This is a genomic window from Sedimentitalea arenosa (genome assembly GCF_016428585.1).
GTDB lineage: Bacteria > Pseudomonadota > Alphaproteobacteria > Rhodobacterales > Rhodobacteraceae > Sedimentitalea > Sedimentitalea arenosa.
Genome location: NZ_JAELVR010000006.1, coordinates 177,391 through 194,027, shown reverse-complemented (window position 1 = coordinate 194,027; position 16,637 = coordinate 177,391). Strand labels below are relative to the sequence as shown.

15 protein-coding genes are annotated in these 16,637 nt (G+C 63.1%); 9 read left to right on the top strand and 6 right to left on the bottom strand.

The window, feature by feature from the left end:
* Positions 1-12: 12 nt before the first annotated feature.
* Positions 13-2,628 (bottom strand): DNA mismatch repair protein MutS, encoded by a 2,616-nt coding sequence (gene mutS, locus JF290_RS10565; RefSeq protein ID WP_199024910.1) that lies wholly within the window; start codon positions 2,626-2,628, stop codon positions 13-15.
* A gap of 156 nt (positions 2,629-2,784) precedes the next feature.
* Between mutS and JF290_RS10560 the strand changes: the two genes are divergently transcribed.
* The gene (locus tag JF290_RS10560; protein ID WP_199024837.1) at positions 2,785-5,040 is read left to right on the top strand and encodes an NADP-dependent malic enzyme; all 2,256 of its coding nucleotides are present in this window, start codon (positions 2,785-2,787) and stop codon (positions 5,038-5,040) included.
* Between the two features lie 214 nt (positions 5,041-5,254).
* The gene (locus tag JF290_RS10555; RefSeq protein WP_199024836.1) at positions 5,255-5,869 is read left to right on the top strand and encodes a VPLPA-CTERM sorting domain-containing protein; all 615 of its coding nucleotides are present in this window, start codon (positions 5,255-5,257) and stop codon (positions 5,867-5,869) included.
* Positions 5,870-5,995: 126 nt separating this feature from the next.
* On the opposite strand, the gene msrA is transcribed toward JF290_RS10555, so the two are convergent.
* Entirely contained in the window at positions 5,996-6,658 is a 663-nt protein-coding gene (gene msrA, locus JF290_RS10550) for a peptide-methionine (S)-S-oxide reductase MsrA (protein WP_199024835.1), read from the bottom strand.
* 153 nt (positions 6,659-6,811) lie between these two features.
* On the opposite strand from msrA, the gene JF290_RS10545 reads away from it, so the two are divergent.
* Positions 6,812-7,723 (top strand): D-amino acid aminotransferase, encoded by a 912-nt coding sequence (locus JF290_RS10545; RefSeq protein WP_199024834.1) that lies wholly within the window; start codon positions 6,812-6,814, stop codon positions 7,721-7,723.
* Positions 7,724-7,791: 68 nt separating this feature from the next.
* On the top strand, positions 7,792-8,505 hold the full coding sequence (locus tag JF290_RS10540; RefSeq protein WP_199024833.1) for a sulfotransferase-like domain-containing protein: 714 nt from the start codon (positions 7,792-7,794) through the stop codon (positions 8,503-8,505).
* Here the strand turns inward: JF290_RS10540 and JF290_RS10535 are convergent.
* Complete coding sequence (locus JF290_RS10535; protein WP_199024832.1) at positions 8,502-8,924, bottom strand: DUF1810 domain-containing protein; 423 nt, start codon at positions 8,922-8,924, stop codon at positions 8,502-8,504. The two genes, JF290_RS10540 and JF290_RS10535, sit on opposite strands and share 4 nt — an antisense overlap.
* Positions 8,921-10,138 carry an argininosuccinate synthase gene (locus tag JF290_RS10530; protein WP_199024831.1) on the bottom strand — a complete coding sequence of 406 codons (1,218 nt, stop codon included), beginning with the start codon at positions 10,136-10,138 and terminating at the stop codon, positions 8,921-8,923. Before JF290_RS10530 ends, JF290_RS10535 begins: the two co-directional genes overlap by 4 nt.
* 103 nt (positions 10,139-10,241) lie before the next feature.
* Between JF290_RS10530 and ilvA the strand changes: the two genes are divergently transcribed.
* Positions 10,242-11,468, top strand: a complete 1,227-nt coding sequence (gene ilvA / locus JF290_RS10525) for a threonine ammonia-lyase IlvA (protein ID WP_199024830.1) — start codon at positions 10,242-10,244, stop codon at positions 11,466-11,468.
* 12 nt (positions 11,469-11,480) lie between these two features.
* Here the strand turns inward: ilvA and JF290_RS10520 are convergent, their stop codons facing one another.
* Entirely contained in the window at positions 11,481-11,813 is a 333-nt protein-coding gene (locus tag JF290_RS10520; RefSeq protein WP_199024829.1) for an Hpt domain-containing protein, read from the bottom strand.
* 160 nt (positions 11,814-11,973) lie between these two features.
* On the opposite strand from JF290_RS10520, the gene JF290_RS10515 reads away from it, so the two are divergent.
* Positions 11,974-13,254: a PP2C family protein-serine/threonine phosphatase gene (locus JF290_RS10515; RefSeq protein ID WP_233155266.1), complete on the top strand. Its 1,281-nt coding sequence runs from the start codon at positions 11,974-11,976 to the stop codon at positions 13,252-13,254.
* On the opposite strand, the gene JF290_RS10510 is transcribed toward JF290_RS10515, so the two are convergent.
* Positions 13,200-13,697, bottom strand: a complete 498-nt coding sequence (locus JF290_RS10510) for an NUDIX hydrolase (protein WP_199024828.1) — start codon at positions 13,695-13,697, stop codon at positions 13,200-13,202. The genes JF290_RS10515 and JF290_RS10510 overlap by 55 nt on opposite strands.
* A gap of 76 nt (positions 13,698-13,773) precedes the next feature.
* On the opposite strand from JF290_RS10510, the gene hslO reads away from it, so the two are divergent.
* Genes hslO through JF290_RS10495 form a run of 3 tightly spaced genes read left to right on the top strand, consistent with a single transcriptional unit; the run spans position 13,774 to position 16,500 of the window.
* On the top strand, positions 13,774-14,760 hold the full coding sequence (hslO, locus tag JF290_RS10505; protein WP_199024827.1) for an Hsp33 family molecular chaperone HslO: 987 nt from the start codon (positions 13,774-13,776) through the stop codon (positions 14,758-14,760).
* The gene (locus JF290_RS10500; protein ID WP_199024826.1) at positions 14,750-15,349 is read left to right on the top strand and encodes a CoA pyrophosphatase; all 600 of its coding nucleotides are present in this window, start codon (positions 14,750-14,752) and stop codon (positions 15,347-15,349) included. The genes hslO and JF290_RS10500 overlap by 11 nt, the downstream gene beginning before the upstream one ends.
* Positions 15,346-16,500 (top strand): CCA tRNA nucleotidyltransferase, encoded by a 1,155-nt coding sequence (locus JF290_RS10495; protein ID WP_199024825.1) that lies wholly within the window; start codon positions 15,346-15,348, stop codon positions 16,498-16,500. Before JF290_RS10500 ends, JF290_RS10495 begins: the two co-directional genes overlap by 4 nt.
* Positions 16,501-16,637: the final 137 nt, after the last annotated feature.

The window sequence follows — 16,637 nt, the reverse complement described above, 5'->3', positions numbered from 1 at the left end:
TCGGTGGGGCGGTCAGGAACTGGCCGCCTCTTTCAATTTGTAGATCAGGTCGAGCGCCTGTTTCGGGCTGAGCTCGTCCGGATGCACGCTGTCCAGCAGTTCAAGCGCGGGTGATGGTTTTACGGGGGGCGGCGGTGGTGGGCTGGCCGCGAAAAGTGGCAGATCGTCGATCAGCGCCTTCTGTGTCGCTCCACCTTCGCGTTCGCCCTTTTCCAGTGCTTCGAGAACGACGCGGGCACGATCCAGCACAGTCTTCGGCAGGCCGGCAAGTTGCGCGACCTGCACGCCATAGGAGCGGTCTGCGGCACCCTTGCGGACCTCGTGCAGAAAGATGACGTCTCCCTGCCATTCCTTCACTGCGACGGTCGCGTTCTCGACTCCGTCGAGCTTGCCGGCGAGCGCGGTCAACTCGTGGTAATGTGTTGCGAAGAGGGCCCGGGCGCGGTTTTGTCCGTGCAGATGTTCCAGCGTTGCCCATGCGATCGAGAGACCGTCATAGGTGGCAGTGCCGCGTCCGATCTCATCGAGGATCACCAGCGCCCGGTCGTCGGCCTGGTTGAGAATGGCGGCGGTTTCCACCATCTCGACCATGAAGGTCGATCGTCCCCGGGCCAGGTCGTCTGACGCCCCCACGCGGCTGAAGAGCTGGCTGATCAGTCCGATATGTGCGCTGTCTGCTGGAACGAAGCTTCCGATCTGAGCGAGCAGGGCGATCAGCGCGTTCTGGCGGAGAAAGGTGGACTTGCCGGCCATGTTGGGCCCGGTCAGAAGCCAGATCGCGGCTCCGGACTCTGCCGAAAGATCGCAATCATTGGCGATGAAACTGTCCTTGCCCTGCTGACGCAACGCCTGTTCCACAACGGGGTGACGTCCGCCGGTGATGGCGAAGGCGCGGCTGTCGTCGATCTTGGGCCTGCACCAGTTCTCGCCCCGCGCAAGATCGGCCAGCGCAGTGGTCAGATCCAGTTCGGCCACTGCGCGTGCGGCGGCGTTGATCCGCGCTGCCTGTTCCAGAATGGCGGCCTTCAGCCCTTCAAAGAGCCGCTTTTCTATATCGAGCGCCCGGTTCCCGGCGTTCAGGATGCGGGTTTCCAGGTCGCTCAGCTCGACGGTGGTGAAGCGCACCTGGTTCGCTGTCGTCTGGCGGTGGATGAAACTGTCCGACAACGGCGCGGCCAACATCTTTTGCGCATGGGTTGCGGTTGTCTCTACAAAATAGCCCAGCACGTTGTTGTGCTTGATCTTGAGTGAGGCGATGCCGGTCTGCTCGGCATAGCCTTTCTGCAGCGCCGCGATCACTGAGCGGCCCTCGTCGCGCAGGGTGCGGGCCTCGTCCAGATCTGCGTCATGTCCCGTGGCGATGAAGCCGCCATCACGTGACAGCAGTGGTGGGTCGGCCACCAGCGCTGCGTCGAGCAGGTTCGTCAAATCGTCAAACCCGGTCAGCGCACCGGTTGCCTCGGACAGAAGCCTGGGCAGGTCTTCATCCTCGCAAAGTGCGGCAATCGCGGCAGCTTGGCTCAGCCCGTCTCGTATAGCGGTAAGGTCGCGCGGGCCGCCCCGATCCAGCGACAGACGCGACAGGGCGCGGTCCAGATCGGGCGTCTTGCGCAGAGCGACGCGGATGTCGCGAGCCAGCCGGTCGCGGTCGAGTGCGAAGTCGATCGCGGCGAGCCGCGCCTGGATCACCGCGAGATCACGCGAGGGGCTGGAAAGCCGCTGCTCCAGCAACCGGGCACCGCCCGGCGTCGCTGTCCGGTCGATCGCCGACAGCAGCGATCCCGCCCGCCCGCCCGACAGCGCCCGCGTCAATTCCAGGTTGCGCCGTGTCGCAGCGTCGATTTGCACGACCCGGTCCAGCGCTTCGCGCACTGGCGGTTGCAGCAATGGCAGTTTGCCCTTCTGGGTGATCTCCAGATAGTCGATCAGCGCCCCCAGCGCAGACACCTCAGCTCGCCCGAAAGTTCCGAATGCGTCGAGCGTGCGGACAGCGAAAAGGTCGCAGAGCCGCTTTTCGGCCGCGGTGCTGTCGAAACTGGCCTGCCCCAGCGGCGTCAGCGGCAAGCCAAGGTCGGTTGCCGTCTCGCGCAGCGACTCTTCTTGCGTTTCGCTCACGATCAGTTCGGACGGGGCGAGCCGCGCCAGTTCCGCCCCGGTTCGGGCCGGTGTCAGGGGCATCACGTGAAACGCGCCGGTCGAGATGTCGGCCCAGGCCAGCGCGATCTCGTCGCGCACCCGCGACAGGGCTGCGAGAAAATTGTGCCGTCGTGCTTCCAGCAAGGCGTCTTCCGTCAGCGTGCCGGGAGTGACCAGCCGCACGACCTCGCGCTTGACCACGGATTTGGAGCCGCGTTTCTTCGCCTCCGCCGGGCTTTCCATCTGTTCGCACACCGCGACACGAAACCCCTTGCGGATCAGTGTCAGAAAGTAACCCTCGGCGGAATGCACAGGCACGCCGCACATCGGGATGTCGGACCCGTCATGTTTGCCACGCTTGGTCAGCGCGATGTCGAGCGCCTCGGCGGCGGCGACGGCATCATCAAAGAACATCTCGTAGAAATCGCCCATGCGATAGAACAGCAGCGCATCCTCATGCGCGGCCTTGATGTCGAGATATTGCGCCATCATCGGCGTGACGTTGCTCACGGGCCGTCCTTTGTTCTGCGGATCAGGCGCGACCTTACAAATGCCCAACCTGCGGCGAAAGGCGAAATCGCATGGGTGTTGAGGCTGTCCCGCCTGCGCGGTATGACCACCAGACCGCAGTGAGGAGACCCGCCCGCCATGTCGAGACCCAAGTACACCCGTGACGAGGCGCTGGCCTTCCACCTCGAACCCACGCCCGGCAAGTTCGAGATCCAGCCGACCGTGCCGCTGAACACGCAGCGCGACCTGTCCCTGGCCTATTCGCCCGGCGTCGCCGTGCCTTGCGAGGAAATCGCCAAGAATCCAGAAACCGCATATGATTACACGATCAAGGGCAACCTCGTCGCGGTCATCTCCAACGGCACCGCCGTTCTGGGTCTTGGCAATCTCGGCGCACTTGGCGCGAAACCGGTGATGGAAGGCAAGTCGGTCCTGTTCAAGGCGTTTGCCGATGTGAACAGCATCGACATCGAACTCGACACCGAAGACACGGACGAATTCTGCAAAGCCGTCAAGTTGATGGCCCCGACATTCGGCGGCATCAACCTCGAAGACATCCGCGCGCCCGACTGTTTCATCATCGAACAGCGGCTCAAGGAAGAGCTCGACATCCCGGTCTTTCACGACGACCAGCACGGCACCGCGGTGATCTGTGCCGCGGGTCTGATCAACGCGCTGCATATTTCCGGCAAGAAAATCGAAGATGTAAAGATTGTGCTGAATGGCGCGGGTGCTGCCGGGATCGCCTGCCTCGAACTGCTGAAATACATGGGTGCGCGGCACGAAAACTGCATCATGTGCGACACCAAGGGCGTGATCTGGCAAGGCCGCACCGAAGGCATGAACCAGTGGAAATCGGCTCACGCGGTCAAGACCGAGGCACGTACGCTCGAAGACGCGATGAAGGATGCCGACGTTTTCCTCGGCGTCAGTGTCAAGGGCGCGGTGACTCAGGACATGGTCGCGAGCATGGCCGACAACCCGGTGATCTTCGCAATGGCCAACCCGGATCCCGAGATCACTCCGGAAGAGGCGCACGAGGTCCGCATGGATGCCATCGTCGCCACGGGCCGCAGCGACTATCCCAACCAAGTCAACAACGTTCTGGGCTTTCCCTACCTCTTTCGCGGCGCACTAGACATCCACGCCCGCGCGATCAACGATCAGATGAAGATCGCCTGCGCCGAGGCGCTCGCGGCCCTCGCCCGCGAGGATGTCCCGGACGAGGTCGCGCTCGCCTACGGTCAGAACCTCAGCTTCGGGCGCGACTACATCATTCCGACGCCGTTCGATCCGCGCCTGATCTACCGTATCCCGCCCGCCGTCGCCAAGGCGGGCATGGACACCGGCGCCGCGCGTCGCCCGATCATCGACATGGAAGCCTACGAGGCGACGCTCAAGGCCCGCATGGATCCGACCGCCAGCATCCTGCGCGGCCTGAACACGCGCGCCCGCGCCGCCAAGGCCCGGATGATCTTTGCCGAGGGCGACGATCCGCGCGTGCTGCGTGCTGCCGTCACCTATCAGCGCTCGGGTCTCGGCACGGCGCTTGTTGTCGGCCGCCCCGATGACGTGAAGGAAAAGCTCGACAGCGTCGGTCTGGGCGATGCCGCTCGGGAACTGGAAATCGTCAACGCCGGCAATTCCCAACACCTTGATGCCTACAAATCGTTTCTCTACGAGCGCCTGCAGCGGCGCGGGTTCGATCGGCAGGACATCCACCGTCTCGCCGCCCGTGACCGGCATGTGTTCTCGGCCCTGATGCTTGCGCATGGGCACGGCGACGGACTGGTGACAGGCGCGACGCGGAAATCCGCACATATCCTCGATCGGATCAACCACGTCTTCGACGCGGACGCCGAACACGGTGTCGCCGGCGTCACCGCGCTATTGCACAAGGGGCGTATCGTTCTGATCGCCGACACGCTGGTGCAGGAATGGCCCGAGGCCGAAGACCTTGCCACGATCGCCGAACGTGCCGCCGACGTGGCGCGGCACATGGGGCTGGAGCCCCGCGTCGCCTTTGTCAGTTTCTCGACTTTCGGCTACCCGGTGTCGGAGCGCGCGGTCAAGATGGGGCTGGCGCCACATATCCTGCAGCAGCGTGGGGTCGATTTCGAATTCGAGGGCGAGATGACAGTCGACGTGGCCCTGAACCCCAAGTCGCGGGAAAGCTACCCCTTCTCGCGCCTCACGGGGCCGGCCAACATCCTCGTCGTTCCGGCGCGCCATTCCGCCAGCATCTCGGTCAAGCTGATGCAGGAGATGGGTGGTGCCACAGTGATCGGCCCGATCCTTTCGGGTCTCGACAAGCCGATCCAGATCTGCTCGTCGGTCTCGACCGCCAACGATATCCTGAACATGGCGGTGCTGGCTTCCTGCAAGATCGGCTGAACGCGGCGTGGCTGCGCCCGGACCGGGGCGCAAGCGGGCGGACGGGCGAATGCACGAACCCGTCATTAGCAGCGCCCGGTCTTGCAAGATACGGTGAGCACGCACGAATCTTGCCGCGAACCCCCTGATTTTTCAGGTTTATAGCGAGCTTGATAACAAGTGCACCCGCATGCCGTGTGGCCTGCGGGCAAGTCACGAGGACAGGAGTATCACGATGCTACCGCGAATGAATAAAGCCGCCGCCATCACGGCAACGTTACTGGGAGCTTCGCCCGCCATCGGAGCCACGCTGGACAGCGCCAGCGCTGGACTGGCCGCGCCTGACATCACTATCGGGTTTGACGAGGTCGCCCTTTCGACCGGCGATACCGTCACCAACCAGTTCACGGCTTTCGGCGTGACCTTTACACCGGGTGTGACTTATTTCGAAAACGTGTCTGCGCGTCCCAATTTCTCTGGCGCGGCGGCGATCGAATTCCTCAACACTGCCTTCTCGATCAAGTTCAGCGACGCCGTGACCGACATGTCAGTTGCGATGACAGCGAATTTCGGGTCGGCTACCTTCACCACCTTTTTGAACGGCAGCCAGGTTGAATCCTTCTCCAGCGCGCTCGATCTGTCGTCGAACAATTTCTACGGCTTCACCAACAGCCTGTTCGACGAAGTTGTCGTCAACCCGGCTGGCAGCACGACGGTCGCGCTCGATAACCTGTCTTTCAACGTCGCGCCGATCCCGGTTCCTGCCTCCCTGCCGCTGCTTGCAGCGGGCCTCGGCGGTCTGGTGTATATTCGCGCTCGCAAGACGAAAAAGGGCTGTTCCGCGACCTGACCGTGGATCCGAGGGCCGTGCTTGTCAGCCTGCTATTGGGGATCGGACGCGCGGCCCTCACCTCCATCTGTCCAAACATACTCCGGGGGCGGCCCGAAGGGACGGGGCAGAGAACCCTTTTGAGAGTCAACTCCCCGCGAACGGCGCTGCATCGCCCCAAAGCTGGCGCACCCGTTGATCGCGACCGCAGGCATCGCGATAGAGATCATAGGCGACAGATTTCTTGCGCGGCCCGAACCGGGTCAGTACCAGGGAATCGCTCTTGTAGTAGTCCTGATGCCCGGCGTCCGCCGGATAGAAAGGCGCTTTACTCCGGATCGGGGTGATGACCGTCTGTCCCAATGCCGCTTCCGCCTCGCGTATCGCGGTTTCCGCCAGGGCTTTTTCCTCGGCGTCATCCACGAAGATCGCCGTGGCATAGCTTTCTCCCCGGTCGCAGAACTGTCCGCCCGCGTCCGTGGGATCGACCGAGCGCAGGAACATGTTCAGAAGCTGCGCCCTGCTGACCACTTCCGGGTCGAACATGATCTGCACCGCCTCGACATGGCCCGTGCCGCCGGCGACCACCTGCTTGTAGCTCGGGTTGGCGACTGTCCCGCCGGTGAAGCCGGATACCACCTCGGACACGCCGCGGACCTTCTCGAAATCGGCCTCGACGCACCAGAAGCACCCACCGGCCACTGTGAGGGTTTCAGTCGCCCCCGCCCGCGCCGGGCCGTTTCGCAGGATCAGCACGACGACGATCAGGATCATCAGGGTCAGCGGTTTCAATGTGTCGAACATGCGCATGGTTGGCCTCCGTTGTGCTGATGGTGTGCCACGCCGCGTGGTCCGGCAAGCCACTGACATCGCTTGTCACGACACGGTGACGGGAGGTGACAGGAATTTACCCCTTGGCCTCCGGCCGGGCTGGCCCTAGCGTGCGCGCCGAAAGGGAGCCAGATGTCCGACAAGATGAGCACACACCAGGCCGAAGACGATGCCCGCAACGAATCGATCTCGATCTACCTGAACGGCCGGATCATGCCCAAGGCCGAAGCAGTTGTCAGCGTCTACGACAGCGGCTTCATGCTGGGTGATGGCGTTTGGGAGGGTATCCGGCTCTATGATGGTACATGGGCGTTTCTCGACGAACATGTCGACCGGCTGTTCCAAGCCGCCAAGGCGATCGATCTCGATATCGGGCTGGACCGTGCCGGCGTGATCGACGCGATCCGCACCACGCAGCAGGCCAACGGCATGACCACCGACGCGCACGCCCGCCTGATGGTGACGCGTGGCGTGAAGATGCGGCCGTTCCAGCATCCGGGCCTATCCTGGTCAGGGCCGACCATGGTCATCATCATGGAGCATTCCCGCCCCAGCCTGCCGCGTCCGATCCGGCTTGCCACCGTGCCGCATCTGCGCGGGTTGCCGATGACGCAGGACCCCAAGCTCAATAGCCATTCCAAACTCAACTGCATTCTCGCCTGCATCGCCGCCGAAAAGGCCGGTGCGGACGAGGCGCTGATGCTGGACGTGCATGGCTTCGTGAACACGACAAATGCCTGCAACTTCTTTATCGTGCGCAAGGGCGCGGTCTGGACCAGCACCGGCGACTACTGCATGAACGGCATCACCCGGCAAAAGGTGATCGAAATCTGCCGCGACAACGGCATCCCGGTCTTTGAGCGCAACTTCAGCCTGGTCGACACCTATGACGCCGACGAGGCGTTTCTCACCGGCACCTTCGGCGCCCAGACTCCGGTGGGCTCGATCGATGGACGGCAGATCGGCACGGGAGAACTCGGACCGATGACCAAGCGGATTCGAGGGCTCTACAAGGCGTTGATCGCCGCTCAGACCGGAGGCTGACAGATGCACGAAACGCAGATTGGCCCGGTTCCGGGTTTTAGATCGTGGACCAAACCGGAGGGACGGCCATGAGGATCGCGATGTGGTCCGGGCCGCGCAACCTGTCGACTGCGATGATGTATTCCTTCGGCGCGCGCGGCGATTGCGCCGTCGTGGACGAACCGTTCTACGCCGCCTATCTCGCCGAAACCGGGCTTGACCACCCGATGCGCGACCGCATCCTGGCAGCCCAGCCGACCGATGCTGCGCAGGTGGTTGAACGTATCACCGGCCCGATCCCAGCGGGCCATCCGCATTTCTATCAGAAACACATGACCCAACACATGCTGCCGGGCGTGCCGCGCGATTGGATGCGTATGGTTTCAAACGTTTTTCTGATTCGTCACCCGGCCCGCGTGATCGCCAGCTACGCTGCCAAGCGCGAGAACCCGACGCTTACCGATATCGGTTTCGTGCAGCAGGCCGAGTTGTTTGACGAGGTGATGCGTTGGCAAGGCAGCCCGGTGGTGATCGACAGCACCGACATACGCGCCGATCCGGAAAAGATGCTGAAACGGCTCTGCCACGCTATCGGTCTGCCCTTCACACCGAAGATGCTGAAATGGCCCCGCGGCGGCCACCCAGAAGACGGGGTTTGGGCCGAACACTGGTATGGTGCAGTCTGGAACAGCACCGGATTTGCCGCCGCAGAAGGTCCGTTGCCACCTGTGCCCGGTCATTTGCAGCCAGTTTTGGACACCGCCCTGCCGCACTATCGTCGGCTCAAGGCCGTCGCGCTCTAGCCGATTTCCGCCACTGTCTTGGGGCAGGGCTCTCCGTCAAAGAAGGCGTCCAGAACCTGTGCATAAACCGGCGACGCGCCTGGTACAGCTCGGAAGAGCGTCATGGACGAGCGCAGCTTCATCGCGTCCACCGGCCCGAAAATCTTGCGCGCGGTCAGGGACTTGTGATCCAACACCAGCTCGCTGGCCTGTTCCAGCCGTTGCCGAAGGGTGTCGTGACCCAGATAGGCACGCGCCTCGGCCAGATCGTGCAGGCCGAAGAGTTGAGCCATGTCCGATTGCCCCAGCGACGCCAGTTGCGGAAAGACGAACCACATCCAGTGTCCGGTTTTCTTGCCTGCACCCAGCTCGGCAAGGACCGAATCCCACACCGTGTCCTGGGCCTCGATGAACAGGTCTGCGTCGGTCTCCTCGGTCATGTAAGGCGGCGATTCCGCATCGCGATCAGGCGCAGGCGCAGGGCGTTCAGCTTGATGAACCCGGCAGCGTCCTTCTGATCATAGGCACCGGCGTCATCCTCGAAGGTCACGTGCTCTTCGGAATAGAGAGACAGGTCAGACCAGCGCCCGACCGTCCGTGCCAGGCCCTTGTAAAGCTTCAACCTCACGGTTCCGGTGACGTGTTCCTGACTTTTGTCGATCAGCGCCTGCAGCATCTCGCGTTCGGGGCTGAACCAGAACCCGTTGTAGATCAGTTCGGCATATTGCGGCATGATCTGGTCCTTCAGATGCGCCGCTCCCCGGTCCAGCGTGATCTGTTCGATGCCGCGATGGGCTTCCAGCAGGATCGTGCCGCCTGGTGTTTCGTAGATGCCGCGCGATTTCATCCCGACGAACCGGCCTTCGACCAGGTCGAGCCGCCCGATCCCGTGCTTGCCGCCCAGTTCGTTCAGCCGGGTCAGGATGGTGGCCGGCGACATCGCCTCGCCATCGATGCTGACCGCATCGCCTTTTTCGAACCCGATCTCGACGAATTCAGGCGTGTTCGGCGCATCCTCGGGGTTGACCGTGCGCTGATAGACGTAGTCCGGTGCCTCTTCTGCCGGGTCTTCCAGCACCTTGCCCTCGGACGAGGTATGCAAGAGGTTTGCATCAACCGAGAACGGCGCTTCGCCGCGTTTGTCCTTGGCGATCGGAATCTGGTTCTTTTCGGCAAAGTCGATCAGCTTGGTGCGGCTGGTCAGGTCCCATTCCCGCCAGGGCGCGATCACCTTGATGTCGGGGTTCAGCGCATAGGCGGCCAGTTCGAACCGCACCTGGTCGTTGCCCTTGCCGGTTGCACCATGGGCGACGGCATCGGCGCCGGTTTCCTCGGCGATCTCGACCAGGCGCTTGGAAATCAGCGGCCGTGCGATCGAGGTGCCCAGAAGGTAGAGCCCTTCATAGAGCGCATTGGCCCGGAACATCGGGAAGACGAAATCGCGCACGAATTCCTCGCGCAGATCCTCGATATAGATCTCTTTCGCGCCCATCATCTCGGCCTTCTTGCGCGCCGGTTCGAGCTCTTCGCCCTGACCCAGGTCAGCGGTGAAGGTCACGACCTCGCAACCATACTCGGTCTGCAACCACTTGAGGATGATCGATGTGTCCAGGCCGCCTGAATAGGCCAGCACGACTTTCTTGGGCGCAGACATTGGGGGCATTCCTTCTCGATTGGGTCGGCTGCGGGTTACCGGGTTTTGCGCAGCGGGGCAAGGTATGGTTGCGCCGCGCGCAAAGCTGCGCCACACAAGGAAAATGAGCGATTTTCATAACAGGGCGCGAGCGGCCGAAGCCGAGATGCGATCGGTGTTTCCGGCCACGCCGTTGCAGCGCAACGTGCATCTGTCCGACCGCTTCGGCGCCGATATCTGGCTCAAGCGCGAGGACCTGAGTCCGGTGCGATCCTATAAGCTGCGCGGCGCATTCAACGCGATGCGCAAGCTGCCGGACCAGAAGCTCTTCGTCTGTGCCAGTGCCGGCAATCATGCCCAGGGTGTTGCCTTCATGTGCAGCCATTTCGGGGTCCGCGGCGTCATCTTCATGCCGGTCACGACGCCGCAGCAGAAGATCCAGAAGACCCGGATCTTCGGCGGGGATCAGATCGAGATTCACATGGTCGGCGACTACTTTGACGATACGCTGGCCGCCGCGCAGAAATGGTGCGCCGAGGAAGGTGGGCATTTTCTATCTCCCTTCGACGATGCCGACGTGATCGAGGGACAGGCTTCGGTCGGGGTCGAGATCACCGACCAGCTGGGTCGGTCGCCGGACATCGTGATCCTGCCGGTGGGCGGTGGGGGCATGTCCTCAGGCGTGACCACATGGTTCGGCGACAGCGCGCATTGCCTGTTCGTCGAGCCCAAAGGCGGCGCTTGCCTCGCCGCCGCCCTTGCCGCAGGTCATCCCGTGACCTTGCCGCATGTCGATACCTTCGTGGACGGCGCTGCCGTGGGACGGATCGGGGCGCGGACATTCGAGCTGTTGCGGGACGTGCCGCTGGAGGACGTGCTCATCCTGGGCGAAGACCGCATCTGCACGACGATGATCGAAATGCTGAACGTCGAAGGGATCGTTCTGGAGCCCGCGGGCGCGCTTTCGATCGAGGCGCTGGGAGATCTGCGCGACATTGTGTTCGGAAAGACGGTGGTTTGCGTCACCTCAGGCGGGAATTTCGATTTCGAGCGTCTGCCCGAGGTCAAGGAGCGCGCCCTGCGCTACTCCGGGGTCAAGAAGTACCTGATCCTGCGCCTGCCCCAGCGGCCTGGCGCGCTGAAGGAGTTCCTGAACATTCTCGGACCCGAAGACGATATCGCCCGGTTCGAATATCTGAAGAAATCCGCGCGCAACTTCGGTTCCGTACTCATTGGGATCGAAACTGCCCGGCCCGGGAATTTCGCCCGCCTGTTCGCCCGTTTGGACGATGCGGGTTTCACCTATCGTGATATCACCAACGACGAGACACTGGCTCAGTTCGTGGTGTGAGTTGACCCCGCGTCAGGCCGCAATGTTTTGCTTGAGGTCGGCGAGGAACATCGCCTTGGACTGCTCGAACCCGGCGATGACCCCGGCGACATCGACGCTGTCGGCGGCGCCTTCGGCCGACAACCGTTCACCAGTCTGGCAAAGGTTCGAGAAGGCGTCGAATCCCAGGCTGAGCGCGCTGCCCTTCAGGAAATGCATGTCCTGCTCCAGCCGAGACATGTCTGGAGCGCTTCGCAAGCGGTCTATGACTTCCTCGACCTCTTCCAGGAACAGGTCGACGACTTCGTCAAAGTCTTCCGCTCCGACCTCGTCACGCAATTCGTTCACGCGGGACCAATCGATCATCACCAAACCTCACAGAAAAACTCATCTTTCTTCTTCGCGCGCCCGTGTAAACAGCCGGTTAAGCCCTGGAGCGCGATCCGGAAAATTCGAACTTTCATCCACCATTAAGGGTGCGTCGCGACAGTGACACAGACACGTTCCAGAAAGAGTTCCCGATTCCATGCCCAACGCAGTCCATGCGACACATACAGAGATGCGGCCTGGCCCCGGGCTGGGAGCCATTCAGAGAGTGCTTGTTGTCGACGACAGCCGGTTGCAGCGTCGCATACTTGTGGGCTCTCTCAAGAAGTGGGGATTCGAGGTGTCCGAAGCCGACAATGGCGAGACGGCGATGGATATCTGCCGTGCCTCACGGCCCGACCTCGTGCTCAGCGACTGGATGATGCCGGGGATGAATGGCCTGGAATTCTGTCGTGCCTTCCGTGATCTGCCTGGAGACAGCTACGGCTACTTCATCCTGCTGACTTCAAAGAGCGAAAAGAACGAAGTCGCGCAAGGTCTGGATGCGGGTGCCGATGATTTCCTGACCAAGCCGGTGAATTCCGATGAATTGCGCGCCCGTATTTCGGCCGGCGCCCGGATTCTGGATATGCAGCGGGAACTGTCCGACAAGAACCGCATGATCTCGGAAACGCTGGATCGATTGCAAGACGCCTATGACACCATCGACAAGGATCTGATCCAAGCCAAGAAGATCCAGGAGTCGCTGGTTCCCGAACTGTCACGCAGCTTCGGATCCTCGCGCGTCAGTCTGCTTCTGAAGCCCTGCGGCCATATCGGCGGCGATCTCGTCGGCATGTTCTCGCCCGGCGGCAACCGGGTCGGTTTCTACTCCGTCGATGTATCAGGGCATGGGATCACCTCGGCGATGGTGACGGCGCGGTTGGGCGGCTATCTCAGCAGCTCGTATTTCGACCAGAATCTCGGGATCGATTGGCGCCCCGACGGGGCGCACGACCTGCGCCCACCGGACAAGGTGGCCGCGCTCCTGAACGAACGGTTCCTGGCCGACAGCGGGATCGACGAGTATTTCACCATGGCCTATGCGGTGGCGGATCTTGACAGCGGCAAGGTCACCATGACCCAGGCCGGCCACCCGCATCCTTTGCTGCTGCGCGCGACCGGCGAATGCGAATTTCTCGGCCAGGGCGGCGTGCCGGTCGGTCTGCTGTCCGGCGTTCCTTATGAGCAGTTCGAAGTCACCATGAAGCGGGGCGACCGTTTGCTCCTCTATTCCGATGGCTTCACCGAATGCCGGTTGGCCGATGGCGAGATGCTCGAGCAGGAGGGGCTGACGACGTTGATCGGGACATGCAGCGCGGCGCAGGGTGGGCAGGAGTTTCTTGACGACCTGTTCTGGTCGCTATCCCAGAAAATGTCCCCGGACTACGGCATGGAGGACGATGTCTCTGCGACCCTCTTCGAATACATGGGTCCGTGACCCCCGAGATGTGAATGCCGCGCAGCGACGTACCGATCACCGGCATTGGAAAGCAGCCGCGCCGCCTCGCCAGGTGCCATCCAATGGGCGCTGTGCTGCGCCTCCGAAGGCGGTCCCAAACGCAGGGTCGGGAGGGCACGAAAGATCAGGCAGATCTTTTCAGCCCAGATACCGTATTCAGGCATGAAAACAAAGCGACGGAACGCGCCGATCCTGCGCACCCCCGAAATGCGCCACCCGGTTTCTTCGAGCACCTCGCGGTGCAGCGCCAGAAGCGGGGACTCGCCCGGATCGACCCCGCCACCGGGCAACTGGAAGTCCGGATCGGGGTCGTGCTGGCAGGTCACCAGAAGCCGCCCGCCTCGCGGCAACAGGGCATAGGCACCGTTCCTGCGGACATAGTCGCGGCCGGCTTCCGGCGGTGCGCCAAAGCGTCTGATCATCGGTTTGCCCTTACATCGCCGGTTGTGGCTCCTATATAGCCGCGGTATGCCAACCAGCGGCGTTTAAGGAAACCCCATGACTCTCGGATCCAGACTCGCGTGGGACGATACCGTTCTGCCCTTCCAACTCGACCTGTCGGACATGCGTGGACGCGTGGCTCGGCTGGACGGTGTATTGGGCGGGATACTGGAGCAGCACGACTATCCGCCCCAGGTCGAAGCTCTGGTGGCGGAAATGGCGTTGCTGACGGCGCTGATCGGGCAGACGGTCAAGCTGCGTTGGAAGCTGTCGCTGCAGGTGCAGTCCAAGGGTGCGGTGCGCATGATCGCGACCGATTACTATGCGCCGCAGACCGAGGGCGAGGCCGCCAAGATCCGCGCCTATGCCAGTTTCGATGCTGACCGCCTGACCGACTCCGATCCTTTCGACCAGGTGGGCGAGGGGTATTTCGCGATCCTGATCGACCAGGGCAAGGGCAGCGCGCCCTACCAGGGGATCACGCCGCTGGCGGGCGGATCGCTGAGTGCCTGCGCCGAAGCCTATTTCGCGCAATCCGAGCAGCTGCCGACGCGGTTTTCGCTCAGCTTCGGACGATCCTCCGAACCCGGCGTGCCCGAGCATTGGCGCGCCGGCGGCATCATGTTGCAGCATATGCCCAAGGCGTCGCCCTTCGTTGCGACGGAGAGCGGCACCGGTGACATCCTGCGCGCCGACGATCTAATCGATGGCGAAGAGGGAGAGAACTGGAACCGGGTCAACATCCTGCTCGATACCGTCGAAGACATGGAATTGATCGGACCAGTGGTGCCGCCGACCGATCTGCTCGTGCGGCTGTTTCACGAGGAACAGCCGAGGGTCTTCGACGCACAGGCCGTGCGATTCGGATGCACCTGCTCGGAGGACCGTGTGCGCCAGAGCCTGTCGATCTATTCCGCGCGCGACATCGAGAAGATGACCACGGATGACGGGAAGGTGACGGCGGATTGCCAGTTCTGCAGCGCCCATTACGAGCTCGACCCGGCGACGCTCGGCTTCGACGCCAAGGATGACGATGCCGGCTGATCCGACCGATCGGCTGCGCGCAGCCCTTGCCCAGGCGGGGCATCAATCGTCCGATTTCGATCTGAACCCGGACACCACGCTGCCGGTCGGGCGCAAGCTGCGCCCCGCCGGAGTTCTGGTCGCAGTGTCACTGGCGGGGCCGGAGCCCGAGGTGATCCTTACAAAACGCTCCTCGGCCCTGAAACACCACCCGGGTCAGATCGCCTTTCCGGGTGGCAAGCAGGACGAGGGCGACCGCGACACCACGGCGGCGGCCTTGCGCGAGGCGCGCGAGGAGATCGGGTTGCCTGAAGATCTGCCCGAGGTGATCGGGTATCTGCCCGAGCACGAGACGGTCACGGGTTTCCGCGTCACGCCAGTGGTGGCGATTCTGCGCGAGCAATTCCGGGTGGTGCCCGAACCCGGCGAGGTCGACGAGGTGTTCACGACGCCGCTCGATCACCTTCTGAACCCGGAGAACTACATGGTGGAATCGCGACGCTGGCGCGGTCAGCGGCGCTTCTACTACACGGTCCCGTACGGCCCCTACTACATCTGGGGTGCCACCGCGCGGATGTTGCGGGGGCTGGCAGAGCGCGTGCGGGAATGACCCGGATCACTGAACCTTGGCTGACGGAACCGGCGACTCAGGCGGTCTGTGCAGCACTTGAGCGTGACGGGGCCCAGGTGCTTTTTGTGGGTGGATGTGTGCGCAATGCACTGCTGGGCGTGGCGGTCAGCGATATCGACATAGCCACCGATGCGACCCCCGACACGGTCATCGCACTGGCGAAAGCCGCCGGAATCAAGGTCATCCCAACCGGCGTCGATCATGGAACGGTGACCTTGGTTCGGGACGGCGTGGCACATGAGGTCACGACCTTCCGTCGAGACGTTGCGACCGACGGGCGGCATGCGACGGTTTCGTTCTCGAGCGATGTGGCCGAGGACGCAGCGCGTCGCGACTTCACCATGAACGCGCTTTACGCGCGCCCGGATGGCACCGTGATCGATCCGCTCGACGGCCTGCCGGACCTTGCCGCGCGGCGGGTGCGCTTCATCGGCGAGGCGCGAGACCGCATCCGCGAAGACTACCTGCGGTCGCTCCGCTATTTCCGCTTCCATGCGTGGTATGGCGACCAGTCCAAGGGGTTCGATCCCGAAGCCATGGCCGCGATCGCCGCCAATCTCGACGGGCTGGCGCGGTTGTCCCACGAACGCGTCGGCGGCGAGATGCTGAAGCTGCTGGCAGCCCCCGATCCGTCCCCTGCGCTCGCGGCGATGCGCTCGACCGGCGCGCTGGGACAGCTTTTGCCGGGCGCCGATGATCGTGCGCTTGCGCCGCTGGTGCATGTCGAAGGGCAGGCGGCTATGTCGCCGGACCCGCTGCGCCGCCTTGCCGTTCTTGGCGGTGTCGACGTTGCCGAGGCGTTGCGGCTGAGCCGGGCGCAGGACCGCCGGCTGACTGCAATCCGGGAGGCCGCGAGCGGTTCCGCCGGACCGGAGGAACTTGGTTATCGGCTGGGCGCGACGGATGGGCGCGACGCCATGCTTCTGCGCCTGGCGCTGTCGGGTCAAGGCTGGGACACGGCACTTGCGGATCGCATCGGCACCGGCGCGCGGGCCGTCTTTCCAATCGCCGCACGCGATCTGGTGCCGGGCTTTTCGGGTGCCGAACTGGGCGCGGAATTGGCGCGGCTCGAAAAGCTGTGGATCGACTCGGGCTTTACCCTTGGCCGCGACGCGCTGCTGGGTTCCTGACATTTCCGGATGACATTGTCGCCCCGATCGGGTAATCCGCATCCACGAGATACGGAGGATGCAAGATGTATTACGGGATCTGGAACAGCGCCAGCTGATATCCCGCCCCGATCGGGCTGTCAGCACCTGACGCCCTC

Bases quoted from the DNA above. Each gene is read 5' to 3' on its own strand.
- mutS (WP_199024910.1), bottom strand. From the start codon at position 2,628: ATGATGGCGCAATATCTCGACATCAAGGCCGCGCATGAGGATGCGCTG.
- JF290_RS10560 (WP_199024837.1), top strand. From the start codon at position 2,785: ATGTCGAGACCCAAGTACACCCGTGACGAGGCGCTGGCCTTCCACCTC.
- JF290_RS10555 (WP_199024836.1), top strand. From the start codon at position 5,255: ATGCTACCGCGAATGAATAAAGCCGCCGCCATCACGGCAACGTTACTG.
- msrA (WP_199024835.1), bottom strand. From the start codon at position 6,658: ATGCGCATGTTCGACACATTGAAACCGCTGACCCTGATGATCCTGATC.
- JF290_RS10545 (WP_199024834.1), top strand. From the start codon at position 6,812: ATGTCCGACAAGATGAGCACACACCAGGCCGAAGACGATGCCCGCAAC.
- JF290_RS10540 (WP_199024833.1), top strand. From the start codon at position 7,792: ATGAGGATCGCGATGTGGTCCGGGCCGCGCAACCTGTCGACTGCGATG.
- JF290_RS10535 (WP_199024832.1), bottom strand. From the start codon at position 8,924: ATGACCGAGGAGACCGACGCAGACCTGTTCATCGAGGCCCAGGACACG.
- JF290_RS10530 (WP_199024831.1), bottom strand. From the start codon at position 10,138: ATGTCTGCGCCCAAGAAAGTCGTGCTGGCCTATTCAGGCGGCCTGGAC.
- ilvA (WP_199024830.1), top strand. From the start codon at position 10,242: ATGAGCGATTTTCATAACAGGGCGCGAGCGGCCGAAGCCGAGATGCGA.
- JF290_RS10520 (WP_199024829.1), bottom strand. From the start codon at position 11,813: ATGATCGATTGGTCCCGCGTGAACGAATTGCGTGACGAGGTCGGAGCG.
- JF290_RS10515 (WP_233155266.1), top strand. From the start codon at position 11,974: ATGCCCAACGCAGTCCATGCGACACATACAGAGATGCGGCCTGGCCCC.
- JF290_RS10510 (WP_199024828.1), bottom strand. From the start codon at position 13,697: ATGATCAGACGCTTTGGCGCACCGCCGGAAGCCGGCCGCGACTATGTC.
- hslO (WP_199024827.1), top strand. From the start codon at position 13,774: ATGACTCTCGGATCCAGACTCGCGTGGGACGATACCGTTCTGCCCTTC.
- JF290_RS10500 (WP_199024826.1), top strand. From the start codon at position 14,750: ATGCCGGCTGATCCGACCGATCGGCTGCGCGCAGCCCTTGCCCAGGCG.
- JF290_RS10495 (WP_199024825.1), top strand. From the start codon at position 15,346: ATGACCCGGATCACTGAACCTTGGCTGACGGAACCGGCGACTCAGGCG.